Below are 12,625 nucleotides of genomic sequence, written 5' to 3'. Positions count from 1 at the left end.
TTCTCCATTAACGCTTGGTGTGTCGAGCCGCACCGGGCTCCCAGAAAATGACTCGCCGTTGCAGCCAGCGCATCGTTTGCGCCCCGCACAGCCCGATCAAGGCCAGCAGCACCACGCCGGCAAACATGGTGGACAGGCTCATGCTGACTGAGCTTGAGGCGATCATGTAACCGAGCCCCCGCTGGGCTGAAAGGAACTCGCCCACCACCGCGCCGATAAGCGCCAGCGAGACGCCAATCTGCAAACCGGCAAAGATTTCACCCGCCGCCGAGGGCAGTTTCACGTGGATCAGCAGGTACAGGCGTGAGGCCGAAAACGAGCGGCAAGCGTCCAGCAGTTCGGCATCGGTACGGCGAATGCCATTGACCGTATTGACGAACAAAGGAAAGAAGCAGACCAGCGCCACCAGCACGATTTTCGAGGCCATGCCAAAGCCGAACCACACCAGGATGATGGGCCCCAGCGCGACCTTGGGTGTGGCCTGCAAGCCGATGAGCAGCGGATAAACGAAGCGCTCGAAGGTTTGCGACTCGGCCAGCAGCGCACCCAGTGCCACAGCCAGCAGGCAGCCGATCAGGTAACCGCTGAGCATTTCGCCCAAGGTGGCGCCGATGTGGGGCCACAGACTGCCGCTGGCAAAACCGCTGGCCAGCGCATCGAATACGGCCGAGGGCGGAGGCAGCACGTAATCGGGGATGGCGAGCACGCTGACCGCCACGCCCCAGACCAGAACCAGCAGCGTCAGGCTGATGAGTGGGTACAGCACCGAAAGCACTTTATTCATGGCTGAAATGCCTGCGCAGGTGTTGGCACAGCGCCGTGAAGTCGGGTTGCGCCAGGGTGTCCAGGGTCCGCGGACGGGCCAGGGGGATGAGCAGTTCGTCGATGATTCGCCCAGGACGTGCCGACATCACCAGCACCCGATCGGCGAGGAACACAGCCTCCTGAATGCTGTGGGTGATGAACAGCACCGACTTGCGCTGTTGACTCCAGATACGTTGCAACTCCAGCGTCAGGGACTCCCGGGACAACGCATCCAGCGCGGCAAAAGGCTCATCCATCAGCAGCAGATCAGGATCGTGCAGGAGCATTCGGGCTATGCCGACACGCTGCTGCATGCCGCCGGACAATTCGAAGGGGTAGTCATCGGCGAACGCGGCAAGGCCCACCAGTTCGAGCAACTGCCTGGCGCGCTCGACACTGGGCTGGCTCGGCAGACCCAATGTGCGCGCTGGCAGCAGTACGTTGTCCAGCACGGTTTTCCACGGCAGCAGATTGGGTTTCTGAAACACCACGCCGGTGTGCGGACTTGGCCCATTGACGGCGCCGCCCGCCAACTCGATGTGGCCGCTGGACGCAGCCAGGAGCCCTGCCGCCAGCTTGAGCACCGTCGACTTGCCACAGCCGGATGGCCCCAGCAAGGCCACGAATTCACCGGGCCGGATGGTCAGTTCCACGGCTGCCAGTGCCTGGATTTCGCCCCGGCGCGTGGCATAGGTCAGGCCGACATCATGTAACGCCAAGGCAGCACTCATGACTCACGTCCTTTGGCGGCGACCGCAGCCTCAAGAAACCCCAACACCCTGCTCCAGCTCAGTCGATTGGCGCGGGCGTTGTCCTGCGCGCTGCCGCCGCTGCTGATGACCACGCCCGCCACCGGATGCAGCCGGGCGATGACCGTGGTCGGGACACAGGGGAAACCGATCGCGTGCCCCGCGCCTTCGTTGCGCACATGCTCCACCGGCCATGGATGGTTGGCCGCCTTGAGGTCAGCGACGATGCGTGCGCTGTACGCAGTCGACGGCCAGAACCCGTCATCGGTGCCGGAAATCAGCAGAACGGGACCGGCGATGTGCTCCACCGCAATCCTGGCCGCCACGACGAACTCGGCACTGCCCTCCACGGCACTGAACGCCGGTGCCTGACGAATCGCCGCGCCTGGCGCAGGCGGGGTGTCGAATGCCGTCCAGTCCGCGCTCGGGTTGTCGCGCCAGACATTGCGAAGGGGTTTGCCCTGCCACGTCCAGGCATCGGCATCACGAGGCTGATCAGGCCGCCCGGCACGCAGGGTGCCGTGGACCACCGCGCTGGGCACATAGCCGATGACCGCCGACACCCGCTTGGGAAAATAGGCGCCCAGCAGCAATGCCAGCTCGCCTCCGCGCGACAAGCCTGCCACGGCGATAAAGCCATGTTTGGGGTTAAGCGTCTGCGCCACCCACTCAAGGGCCGTCTGGAAATACTCAAGTGGTGTATCGGAAATATGCTCAGGCCGCCCCGGGGCCTTGAAATACCCCAGCGCCAGCCCCTGATAACCGTGAGCGGCGTACAGTGCGGCGCGCTGCTCCGGGGTGCCGCCGCCTGAGCCATTGAGCACAATCACCACCGGATGCGGGCCGTCTGCGACAGGGGTGAACAGCGTGCCCGAAAGGTTCTGCTCACGGATTTCCCGACGCCTCACGCCTTCTGCCATAAAACGCTGCACGAAAACTGTCGATGCCTGGCTGCCGGACGCGTCCTCCAGTTCCAAAGTGATCGGCAATGGCGCGACGCCGTCGGTGTGTGACGCAATGACGGGCTCGCTCAGCGGCCTGAGCGCCCACACGCAGCCCATGCCGTCGGCGATGCTCCAGTCCCCTGCTACTGGCGCCTGCTGCTCAAGATCGAGCAAGCCGTCGCCCGCTATCCGAAACTCAGCGCGACTGCGCCAGACACTGCCGTCCGGATGCGCCAGCGTCGTGGTCAGCGTCGCAATGCCCGGCGTCAGGCCTGATGCGCGGATGCGCCTTGGCTGGTCGATCAGGCCGTCGACGATATCGATGTCCAGACGCAGGCTCATTGGGCGGCCTCCGCCTTCTGACGCAGGGCTGCCTTGTCAAAATCACTGAACGAGGCGACGAATTCATTCGAGAAAATCCGCTCCACTGGCACGTCCGCAGTGGGGAACTCACCGGTCCTGGCCATGGCCGCGATGGCCTGACGAATCACCTGCAGATCATATTGGCCAGGCGTGCGCGGGCTACCATCGGCGCGGTACAAGGTGCGTTGCAGGCGACGACTCAGCAGGGTCTTGGCATCTTCCAGGCCCTTGCCCTGCGCGTCGGCAGGCTTGCTCTCGGGGTGCTGCCGCCAGAACGCCTGAACGCAGAAACCCGGATTGACCTCGCAGACGAATTGCGCCTCGGTGTACGCACGACCAAAGCGGCGGATCAGGTCGGGGTTGTCCTTGAACGTGTCTTCATGGGCAATGAACCCGTTGCCAGGGTTTTCCTGAAACACGGAGGGGTAAGCGATGCGCCGAATCGCCGTGCCTGACAGCTCAAGCATGTCGTCCCAGCTGTTGTTGAAATTCAGCGCGTCGACCTGCTTGCTGCGCAGCGCCTGAAACCCTGCACCCAACGCCCCCACGGCAACGAACTCGACGTTTTCACCCGGCGAGAGCCCAGCGACTTTCAGCGCAGCGCGACTGTTGGGCAAGGTGCCCCAGGTGAGCGCACCGACGCCGATCTTCTTGTCTTTCAAATCGGCCAGGGTCTTGATCGGCGAGTCGGCCAGCACGGCGTATTCCAGGGTCTGGCTGGGCACACCATTGTAGAAATAGCGCACCGGCAGCGGGTTCTTGCCGTTGAAATAGCTGGAGATCACCGGCTCCGCCACGGGGAAACCAAAGGTCACGCGCTTGCTGGCCACCTGGGGCAACAAAGCACCAGCCCCTTGAAAGACCACGACGTTGACCGCCAGGCCTTGCGCCTTGAACAGCCCCAGTTCCTCAGCCGCCGCAAAGGGCGCGCCATCATGAACGGCGGGCGGAATGGCCAGCGCGACGGTCACGTCGTCGAGTGCGTGGGCTGAGGTGGCGCACGTCAATGCAAGTGGCAGCAGATATAAATGACGCATGGTGGGTTCCTGACCTGGACAATTATTAAAGGTTTTCCGGGTGGCTGTTTTCCGGGGTGCGCTCTTGCAGGCGCCGGTTGGCGTCCAGCAGCAAGGCCGGTCGATCGATCTTGTTGGTGGTGGCCAGCGGCAGTGCATCGACGAACCAGATGCGCCGTGGATGCTGATAAGCCGGGGCGTGTTCGAGGGTGAAGTCTTTGAGCTGTTGTTCGCAGGCTTGAGCAGCGCGTCTGAGGACCACGAAGGCCATGGGTTTGAAGCCCTTGATGGCATCCTCCACAGGCACGACGCACGCCTGCTGGACGGCGGGATGACGTTCGAGCAGCTTCTCGATTTCGCCGGGGTAGATGTTCTCGCCACCACTGACGAACATGTCATCGCGACGGCCGACAAAGGTGTAGAACCCCTCGGCATCACGGCGGAACACATCGCCGGTGATGTAAAAGCCATCGTCAGTGAACGGATCGCGCAGGTCAGGCCGGTTGTGGTAACCGGACATCAAGCCGGGGCTTTTCAGCTCCAGCACACCTTCATCGGCCACAGCGCCCGAGTTGTCGCGCAACCGCAGTTGCACCTGGGGATGGGCATGCCCGACAGACAGCGCAGGGCTCGGCAGCCCCGCAGGATGGGGCCCGAACACCACCGGACCGCCTTCGGTGGTGCCGTAGGCGTTGATCACTCGGGCATTGGGCAGCAGCTGAGTAATCTGTTCCAGCAGGCTCGCGCTCACCGGCGCCGAACCCATTCTGACCACCCGCACTGAACTCAGATCGGCACGCGCCAGACGCGCCTGCTCACGGAGCATCATGGCGATCATCGGCGGTACCGCCGTCAGCCAGGTGCAGCGATAGCGCTCGATGGCCTCGATGTAATCCTGCGCGATGAACTGCGGCAACAACACAGCCGTCGCGCCACTGGCCAGGGTCAACAGCGCCAGGGCCAGGGCATTCATGTGGTACAGCGGCGCGGCGATCAACGCGCGCTCATTGGCCAGTGGCGTTGCTTGAAGTCGGGTGCGCACCACCCAGAGGTGCGCGGCATGGCTCAACACGACACCCTTGGGTTTGCCAGTGGAACCGGAGGTGTAGAGGATCATCGCCGGCTCATCGGCGGTCGGCGCGAACGACACGAACGCCCCCGGGTCGACGAACTGGTTCAGACCGGCTTGCAGGCCGCCGTCCAGCAGCACCCGCTCAACGTCTGTCGGGGCCTGCTCAGCGCGAGCCGAATCGCAAAAAAGCAGCCGTGCGCCACTGTCGGCGACCACATATTCGATTAACGCCTTGGGAAATCGGTAGTTGACCGGCACCGCCACCAGGCCAGCGCGCATGATGCCCAATACCACCGCGATGTACTCAACGGAGTTCGCGGCCAGAATGGCGATGCGCTCGCCCTGTTCATAACCTCGCGCACTCAAGCCTCGGGCAGTCGCATTGGCCAGGTCATTGAGCTGATCGAAGCGATATGGGGATTCGTACAGCCCGCCATCCAGGCCGATGAACGCCAGGCGATCGCTTGGACTATGTGGCCCGACCACATCCCCCAGGTTGCAAATAGCGTCATTCATGGGATGAACTCAAGCAAAGTGTCGAACGCCGCAATGGCGATCACCACCCGGCCGCTTTCGTACACATGTTGCAGACCCAGATCCGCTGCGCGCCGGGCCATGCCTGGCAGATCGGCGCCGCGCAGGGTGATGGCTGCGAATCGCTCCTCCCGTGCACTGAGCGATTGCGCGAGCTCGCCAAAACGCGCCCGCAGCGCCGTGGCATCGACGAACTCCAAGGTAAAGCGCTCGTCAAAACGGCCCAGCCTTGCGTATTGCTCACGCGCCTTTTGCGGTGTGGCACTGACGATGGTCATCCCTGCCACTGCCGTGCTGCCATTGGCGTGGCCCAGCCATTGCGGGCGCCAGACCAGTTCAGGAGTTTCGTGATGACAGAAGTACACGCGCCCGGCGGCGAACTGCCCAGGCACCAGGCGTACAGTACCGAAACGCGCATCGCGCACCGCACCGTCGAGCTCCACCGGCCGGGAAAAATGCTGCACCGGCTGCACCAGAAAACCCTGGCGTACCAGTTCGGCGTGGGTCGCCTTGGGATCGGCACTGCTGATCACCAGACCGTCGATGCCCCGTGGGCTATCGAGCACTTCCTGGCGTAACGTGTCGGTGCCCGAAGGCAAGCCGATCAGCTCCAGATAACCTTCGGCAAACATCATCAGATGATTGATCGAGCCCAACGAATGATGCCCGCGCGGGGTCAAGGTGAAGCCCAACTGCGTGAAAAGCGTCGCAGCGGCATCCATGTCGAAACGGGTGTTGATGACCAGATGGTCCAGTGCGGCGCTCATCGCTCAGGCCTTCGGCGCAGGCGTGGAGTAGACACCACGGCCACTGGCGACCAGATGGCCGTCAATGTCGAACACCTGCGCTTCAGCAACAGAAAACTGCTTGCCGAACTTGATCACCTTGCCGCTGGCGCGAAGGTCGCCTTTGGCGGGGCGGTGATAATCGACGCGCAGGTCGATGGTTGGCACACCCTTGCCGGTTTTCGACACCAGCGCCCAGTCAGCGGTGAGGTCGACCAGCGCTGCGAGAATACCGCCGTGGGTATAGCCACCTTCGACGTTGACCACCCACTCTTCACGCCAGGTGGCGCTGAGCTCGATGCTGCCCTCGCCCACCTCCAGCACTTGCAGGCCGAGCCATTGGTGGTAAGGACCCTTGAGCAAACGGGCTTGAATGTCTGCAGCGGTAGGCAGCGTAGTGTCGGTCATGACATGTTCCTTGGATAACGGCAAAAAGATGAACCGGGCCGCTCGGCGCAAAACGCGTACGACCCGGTCGCAGAGAGGATCAGCAGATCAAGGCGTGACGACGACCTTGCCCAGCACTTCACGATCACGGATCAAGGCCAGGCCTTCGGCGGCCTGTTCCAGCGGCAGGACGCGGTCGATGATCGGATCGATCTTGCCTTCGGCAATCAGGTCGAGCAGGCCCACCAGATTGTCTTCGTAGAAACTGTTGGAGCCTTTGATGTTCAGCTCGAAGCTCCACACGTAGCGCAGGTCTTCCTTCGGGTCGTGGCCCGCTGTCGCGCCACACACCAGCAAGGTGCCGCCGCGTTTGATGCACTTGAGTGACGGCAGCCAGGTGTCGCCGCCGGTAAAGTTGATCACCACATCGACGCCACCTTCGTGGGTGCGGCGCTGCGGTTTGCCGTATTTGCCGATCGCCCATTTGGAGAAGTCGGTGTCGCGGTAATTGATCACGTGATCCGCGCCAAGGGCCTTGAGCCGTTCGCCCTTCTCGTCGCTGCCCGCGCAGGCGATGACTTCAGCGCCCAACAGCTTGGCGAGAATCACGCAGGCGGTACCCACGCCACCGCTGGCGCCCAGGATCAACACGCGGTCCCCCGCCTTGACGGTGTTGTGAGTGATCAACATGCGGTGGGCGGTGCCATAGGCAACGGGCAGCGCTGCGGCCTGTTCGAAGCTCACGGCTGCGGGCAGGCGGATCAGCTGGCGAGCATCGACCAGCGCGTATTCGGCCATGCCACCGTCGACCATTTCACCCATCAGCCCGACATCAGGCTTGAGCGGGTTGATCAGTACGCGATCGCCGACCTCCCAGCCCTCGACGCCTTCGCCGATTTCACGAATGGTGCCTGCCAGATCCAGACCGATCACCACCGGCAGCGGCACCTTGATGCCCGGCATGCCGTTGACGGTAAACACGTCGTGGTAATTGAACGAGGATGCCCCCACGCGGATCAGCACATGCCCTGCACTGACTGCCGGGACCGGCTTGTCAGCGACCACGTGCAACCGGTCAAGGCCGCCGTGTTCATCGAGTACCAGGGCTTTCATTGTTTTGCTCACAGTCGTTGTCTCCGTGATTACTTGAGGTTCTTGGATTGGGCGTAGGGTTCGGTGGTAAACAGGTCAGGCTTGAGTTCGCCCTTGATCAGGCCGGCATCGGTAAACACCTGATGCTCGCGGCGCAGGGTCTCCAGGTCTTGCGGCTCGAAAGACAGCCGGTTCATGGCGCTCCATTGGCCGACGTAGACCCGTGCGTCGTTTTCCGGCAGGTTGGCGCTTTTCTTCAGGATCGCGACCACTTCATCAGGGTGGGCGTCACCCCAGGCCAGGGTGTCGCGCAGTGCAGCGATAACCCGCGCAACGGTCTGCGGCTGGCTGTCGGCGAGCTTGGCGCTGACGGTGCCAACGCCGATGTAGGGCACCGCATCAGACTGGGTCAGGGTTTTCCACTCCTCGGCAAAACTGCCCAGGCGGCGCAGCTTCAGTTCATCCCCCAACTGCGCGACCGTCACCGAGCGCAACGCGGCGGCATCGACCTGTTTCTGCGCGAGGAACTGCGCCAGGCGCGCCTCATTGCCTCCCACCAGCGAGAAGTCATTGGCCTTGATCCGGTGATTGCCTTCCAGCACCGCGCTGGCGATCACAGCCACTGACGAGCCCGCCGGGGACATGCCAACCTTTTTGCCTTTGAGTTCGTCGATCGACTGGATGGGCGAGTCTGCTGGGACAACGAATTGCACATCCGCAGGCTGGGTGGCCGCGAAGATCTTGATCGGCACGCCTTCTGCCGCCGAGCTGAACACCCCGGCCAGAGGCGCCCCGAACGCCAGGTCGATGGAACCTGCGGCCAATGCGCGGATGGGGGCGTTGACATCAGGGAAGTGCACGAACTCCGCTTCCACCCCTCGTTTGGCGAGGAAATCCTTGGCTTCCAGCACGGAGCCGTAGCCCAGGCTGACGCCGCTGGTCCAGTAACCGATTCGCACTTTGTCCGCCGAATGGGCAGCGACGGGCAGCACAGCACTCGCAGCCAGGGCCGCGGCAATGATCAATTTACGCATGGGGTGAAACCTTATGGGTTAGAGACTGTGGGTTTTCCAGCGAAACAGCCGACGCTCGAGGGGTTTGAGCACTCCGGCTTCAAGCAGCAACATCAACGCGACCAGCAACACCGTCCAGGCAAAGACTTGATCGCTCTGCACCAGATCTGCGGCTTGGCGCAGGCGATAACCGATGCCGTCCGAGGCACCCAGGGTCTCGGCCACCAGCGACACCCGCCAGCCAAAACCGAACGCCAGACGCGCACCGGAAAAAAAGTACGGCAGGATGCTGGGCAAGGAAATCTTCAGCAGGATCTGCAGCCGCGACATCCGAAATGAACGGGCCAGTTCAACGTACTGTCGCTCCACGGTCTGCGCGCCCTGCCAGACATTGGTGAGGATCAGCGGCATGGCCGTCATGAACACCACGAACACCGTGGTCGCGTCGGAAATACCGAACCAGATGATCGCGAAAATCGCCCAGATCGCTGACGACACCGTGTTGAAAACGGCCAGCAGTGGCTCGAAGAATCGGGCCAGTACTCGGCTCGTGCCCAGCGCCAGGCCCAGCGGTGTGCCCACGGCCACGGCCAGCAGGAACCCGCTGAACACCCGGCCCATGGTCGCGCCAACGTCGTGCAAAAAAGTATCGCTGTGTAATAGCGCGCCAAGGGCGGTGAACACCTTCTGCGGCCCTGGCAGTACGAACGACGGCACCTTGCCCGCCGCGTACCACCAGAGCACCGCGAAGATGGCGACGAGGACGAGGCGTTGCAGGAGCAGACCGGAGTAGCGTTTTGCGTGATCCATGTCACAGCTCCAGACGCAGTTGGCGAACGCGTTCGGTGACCGCGGCATCGGTGGGAATGCGCGGTCGCGGCAATGACAGTGACTTGACCGCTCGGATGCGACCGGGGCGCGGCTCCAGCACGATGATCCGGTCGGCCAGTACCACTGCTTCTTCCACGTCATGGGTGACAAAAATGACGGTCATGCCGCTAAGTGCGTGCAGGCGCAGCAGTTCGTCATGCATCTGACTGCGGGTGTGTGGGTCGAGCTTGGAGAAAGGCTCATCCATCAACAGAATTCGCGGCTGCACCACCAGACTGCGAGCCAGGGCCACGCGGCTGCGCATGCCGCCTGAAAGTTGGTGCGGCCAGGCGTTGGCGAACGCCTCTAGACCGACCAGTCGCAGCACTTGCTCGACACGCTGGTGGCGTTGCTGGCCACTCAATGAAGTGGCTTCCAGACCGAACGCGACGTTAGCCTGAACGCTGCGCCAAGGCAGCAAGCGGTCCTCCTGGAACATATAGGCGATGCGTTGCCAATCGCTGAACCGCTCTGCCGCGGTGCCATCGATGGTCAGGCTGCCATGATCCGGTTTGAGCAGGCCCGAGGCGACGTTGAGCAACGTGCTTTTGCCGCAGCCAGAGGTGCCCAGCAGCGCGACAATTTCCCCAGGCGCAACCTCGAACGAAATGTCACGCAGCACTTCCAGAGCACCGAACTGCTGGCGGATGCCGCTCAGGCTGATCGCTGCGACCTTGTGTTGCACTTTGGCGGCGGCATTCATCGGGCGAACCTCGCGGCAAGCATTGGTAACGAGGCACCGGTTTCGCTCAGGCTGGCGTAGACCTTTTCCAGGGTCATGGCCTGAAAGGTTTCAATGTGACGGCGGGCGATCAGCTCGACCTTCCTGGCATCGCCCTCTTCGAACGCGGCGATCATCGCGTTATGGTCATGCTTGATCTCGGGCTTGGTGCCTTGCACGTTGAAACCCAATGCTACGAGCCGACTCATCTCGTCCATCAGGCTGGACAGGGTGCGCAACAGCCGGTCGTTGCCGGTCGCCTGGGCGATCTCCAGATGGAACGCTTTGTTGGCGTCCATGAACACGTCGATCTGATCGGGCAACGGCACCAGATGCTTGACCCGGCAGGCGGCCTCCAACACTTTCAAGCGCTCGATGTCGATTCGACCGACCGCGAGCCTGGCCGCCAGCGGTTCGAGCTGGACGCGCAGGGTGAATACCTCTTCGACGTCTTTGACGGTGATCGGCGCGACCTGATAGCCCTTGCGCGGGCGTGAGGTCACCAGGTTTTCGTGGGACAGTCGGGTCAAGGCTATGCGGCAGCTGCTCTTGCCGATGTCATAGGTTTCCATCAAGCCGGGTTCGGTGAAGGTGACGCCTGGCATCAAGCGGCAGGAAAGAATATCTCGCCGAATACGCGCATAAGCGGAGTCGCCCTGACTGGCGGAGTCAAAAACGGCAGCCGGGGCGGCGCAGGACAACGACATTGCGAACCTCACTGAATGCGTGTGGGCAGCTCACAGAGTCTGTCTGTGCGGCTTACCGAAGGCCGCTAAAGTAGAGCAAATGAAGTGAATTCCGAACGAATTGTTTCCGCTATACATATGTCGCGAATGCATAATGTAGGCATCCTACGGTTATGATTTTTCATATAGCGTCATATCGACAGCCTCCTGTGTTGGTGGCCTTGTTCGATAACAATGGCGCTGATCAGACCGTGGCGCACGCGGGCTCTGGAAAAGAGCCGCACGATGCCCATCCAGCAGCTATGGCTCTATGCCTGACAGCAACCTCAAAGCGACGTTCGGCTATATGGCCCAGCAACTTGAAGCCTTGAGGATCACATGTTGACCAGGCGTCCATTGTTGAACTGATGGTCGCTCAGGATGGCCGATACCTGCCCGCAGACAGCCCTCACCTTGATATCAGCACGGTGATTGCCACTGCGCCCGCCAACCATTTGAAATGGGACGTTTCGGTGACCCTACCGGAACTGGCGGTGCAAAATTGAATACTTGCAGCCCCGACTGTCGAGCTCATTACACTCGCCTGGAGACGGCGGTCACCTCCGCCAGTACTTGCTTACACCGCCTTTGTCACCCAGCACTGGATCGGACTGCGGAAACGGCAAGCGCGCGATCTGTTCGATCTGTGCAGGCGTGGCCGGCTCACGGTTGATGTCGCCCTCTTGCCCGGGCGGATACGCGCCGACCACCATGAAGTCATCACTGGACCCGAGGTTGCGGTGCCCCGTCCCTGCGGGCAGCAACAGCACATCCCCGGCTTTGACATCGATCACGTGACCCTCCGGCCCGCCCAACATCAAGCGCGCATGACCGGCATAGACACCCAGCACTTCGTGACCATGAGTATGATAATGGTGGTAAGTAAACACCCCATAACGCCATTGCGGCGGCCAATCGTTGGCCGCAAAGGTGCGCTCGAACAACGACGCAGGATCGCTACCAGTCACTTGCAGTGCGCCCGGATAAATCAGCACAGGCAACGTCGGATTGTTGGGAATGCCGCCATTGGGCTTCAGCATCAGCGTCTGTAAGGGAGACGCAGCGAAAACAGGCTTCATCATCAAGGCTCCAATACCAAGCAGAGTCATTAAAGTCAGTCTATTGAACTGACGTCGGGCCAGCGTCATGGTTCGAACTCCTGTCGGTTGGAAGACGTGCTCAACGTCTCAGGCTGGATATGGATGGGCTGCAAACGCCTTGCGCAATAGACTGACCACCTGGGCAATGGTCCGGCCAGGGATCGTCGGTGGATGCGTCCGTTCGCCGAACTCACGCCAGATGAACAACGTCAGTTCCGCGCCATCCGTGCGAGTTTCAGATTTTGCCGGGTTGGCGAACATCTCCAGCGATCGGTAGCGGGAGTCCGCCCAAAACTGCTGCTCCAACCAGTCGTAGACAGGAATCAAGTGGAAGTGGATGGGATAACCCGCAGAGTGCCCGTAGCGGCTGATGTAGAGCCGTTCGGGCGCAAGCGTCTGCACCATCAGCGACTGAGCGCGCGCCAATAGCTACTCGCCTGGTTATCGACC

14 protein-coding genes are annotated in these 12,625 nt (G+C 62.0%); all 14 read right to left on the bottom strand.

Annotation, left to right across the window (positions count from 1 at the left end):
- Positions 1–7 precede the first annotated feature (7 nt).
- Entirely contained in the window at positions 8–784 is a 777-nt protein-coding gene (locus QRN36_RS09075) for an ABC transporter permease (protein ID WP_285423751.1), read from the bottom strand.
- A complete protein-coding gene (locus tag QRN36_RS09070; protein ID WP_285423750.1) occupies positions 777–1,535 on the bottom strand; it encodes an ABC transporter ATP-binding protein in 759 nt (252 codons plus the stop codon). Before QRN36_RS09070 ends, QRN36_RS09075 begins: the two co-directional genes overlap by 8 nt.
- On the bottom strand, positions 1,532–2,839 hold the full coding sequence (locus QRN36_RS09065) for an acyl-CoA thioesterase/bile acid-CoA:amino acid N-acyltransferase family protein (protein WP_285423749.1): 1,308 nt from the start codon (positions 2,837–2,839) through the stop codon (positions 1,532–1,534). Before QRN36_RS09065 ends, QRN36_RS09070 begins: the two co-directional genes overlap by 4 nt.
- Positions 2,836–3,897 (bottom strand): ABC transporter substrate-binding protein, encoded by a 1,062-nt coding sequence (locus QRN36_RS09060; protein WP_285423748.1) that lies wholly within the window; start codon positions 3,895–3,897, stop codon positions 2,836–2,838. The genes QRN36_RS09065 and QRN36_RS09060 overlap by 4 nt, the downstream gene beginning before the upstream one ends.
- 25 nt (positions 3,898–3,922) lie before the next feature.
- Positions 3,923–5,464, bottom strand: a complete 1,542-nt coding sequence (locus QRN36_RS09055) for a class I adenylate-forming enzyme family protein (RefSeq protein ID WP_285423747.1) — start codon at positions 5,462–5,464, stop codon at positions 3,923–3,925.
- Positions 5,461–6,249 carry a VOC family protein gene (locus tag QRN36_RS09050; protein ID WP_285423746.1) on the bottom strand — a complete coding sequence of 263 codons (789 nt, stop codon included), beginning with the start codon at positions 6,247–6,249 and terminating at the stop codon, positions 5,461–5,463. The genes QRN36_RS09055 and QRN36_RS09050 overlap by 4 nt, the downstream gene beginning before the upstream one ends.
- A gap of 3 nt (positions 6,250–6,252) precedes the next feature.
- Positions 6,253–6,675: a PaaI family thioesterase gene (locus tag QRN36_RS09045; protein ID WP_285423745.1), complete on the bottom strand. Its 423-nt coding sequence runs from the start codon at positions 6,673–6,675 to the stop codon at positions 6,253–6,255.
- Positions 6,676–6,762: 87 nt separating this feature from the next.
- Complete coding sequence (locus tag QRN36_RS09040) at positions 6,763–7,779, bottom strand: zinc-binding dehydrogenase (protein ID WP_285423744.1); 1,017 nt, start codon at positions 7,777–7,779, stop codon at positions 6,763–6,765.
- A 17-nt stretch (positions 7,780–7,796) separates the two neighbouring features.
- The gene (locus tag QRN36_RS09035) at positions 7,797–8,780 is read right to left on the bottom strand and encodes an ABC transporter substrate-binding protein (RefSeq protein ID WP_285423743.1); all 984 of its coding nucleotides are present in this window, start codon (positions 8,778–8,780) and stop codon (positions 7,797–7,799) included.
- An 18-nt stretch (positions 8,781–8,798) separates the two neighbouring features.
- Positions 8,799–9,569, bottom strand: a complete 771-nt coding sequence (locus tag QRN36_RS09030; RefSeq protein WP_285423742.1) for an ABC transporter permease — start codon at positions 9,567–9,569, stop codon at positions 8,799–8,801.
- A 1-nt stretch (position 9,570) separates the two neighbouring features.
- Positions 9,571–10,332 carry an ABC transporter ATP-binding protein gene (locus QRN36_RS09025; RefSeq protein ID WP_285423741.1) on the bottom strand — a complete coding sequence of 254 codons (762 nt, stop codon included), beginning with the start codon at positions 10,330–10,332 and terminating at the stop codon, positions 9,571–9,573.
- Positions 10,329–11,057 carry a GntR family transcriptional regulator gene (locus tag QRN36_RS09020; RefSeq protein ID WP_285423740.1) on the bottom strand — a complete coding sequence of 243 codons (729 nt, stop codon included), beginning with the start codon at positions 11,055–11,057 and terminating at the stop codon, positions 10,329–10,331. The genes QRN36_RS09025 and QRN36_RS09020 overlap by 4 nt, the downstream gene beginning before the upstream one ends.
- A gap of 575 nt (positions 11,058–11,632) precedes the next feature.
- Positions 11,633–12,184 (bottom strand): cupin, encoded by a 552-nt coding sequence (locus QRN36_RS09015; RefSeq protein ID WP_373568729.1) that lies wholly within the window; start codon positions 12,182–12,184, stop codon positions 11,633–11,635.
- A 78-nt stretch (positions 12,185–12,262) separates the two neighbouring features.
- Positions 12,263–12,601 (bottom strand): hypothetical protein, encoded by a 339-nt coding sequence (locus tag QRN36_RS09010; protein ID WP_285423739.1) that lies wholly within the window; start codon positions 12,599–12,601, stop codon positions 12,263–12,265.
- Between the last annotated feature and the right edge of the window lie 24 nt (positions 12,602–12,625).

Origin of the sequence: Pseudomonas sp. efr-133-TYG-103a, from assembly GCF_030209235.1 — a bacterium.
Taxonomy (GTDB): domain Bacteria; phylum Pseudomonadota; class Gammaproteobacteria; order Pseudomonadales; family Pseudomonadaceae; genus Aquipseudomonas.
This window is presented reverse-complemented; position numbering and strand designations above follow the sequence as displayed.

Bases quoted from the DNA above. Each gene is read 5' to 3' on its own strand.
- QRN36_RS09075 (WP_285423751.1), bottom strand. From the start codon at position 784: ATGAATAAAGTGCTTTCGGTGCTGTACCCACTCATCAGCCTGACGCTG.
- QRN36_RS09070 (WP_285423750.1), bottom strand. From the start codon at position 1,535: ATGAGTGCTGCCTTGGCGTTACATGATGTCGGCCTGACCTATGCCACG.
- QRN36_RS09065 (WP_285423749.1), bottom strand. From the start codon at position 2,839: ATGAGCCTGCGTCTGGACATCGATATCGTCGACGGCCTGATCGACCAG.
- QRN36_RS09060 (WP_285423748.1), bottom strand. From the start codon at position 3,897: ATGCGTCATTTATATCTGCTGCCACTTGCATTGACGTGCGCCACCTCA.
- QRN36_RS09055 (WP_285423747.1), bottom strand. From the start codon at position 5,464: ATGAATGACGCTATTTGCAACCTGGGGGATGTGGTCGGGCCACATAGT.
- QRN36_RS09050 (WP_285423746.1), bottom strand. From the start codon at position 6,249: ATGAGCGCCGCACTGGACCATCTGGTCATCAACACCCGTTTCGACATG.
- QRN36_RS09045 (WP_285423745.1), bottom strand. From the start codon at position 6,675: ATGACCGACACTACGCTGCCTACCGCTGCAGACATTCAAGCCCGTTTG.
- QRN36_RS09035 (WP_285423743.1), bottom strand. From the start codon at position 8,780: ATGCGTAAATTGATCATTGCCGCGGCCCTGGCTGCGAGTGCTGTGCTG.
- QRN36_RS09030 (WP_285423742.1), bottom strand. From the start codon at position 9,569: ATGGATCACGCAAAACGCTACTCCGGTCTGCTCCTGCAACGCCTCGTC.
- QRN36_RS09025 (WP_285423741.1), bottom strand. From the start codon at position 10,332: ATGAATGCCGCCGCCAAAGTGCAACACAAGGTCGCAGCGATCAGCCTG.
- QRN36_RS09020 (WP_285423740.1), bottom strand. From the start codon at position 11,057: ATGTCGTTGTCCTGCGCCGCCCCGGCTGCCGTTTTTGACTCCGCCAGT.
- QRN36_RS09015 (WP_373568729.1), bottom strand. From the start codon at position 12,184: ATGACTCTGCTTGGTATTGGAGCCTTGATGATGAAGCCTGTTTTCGCT.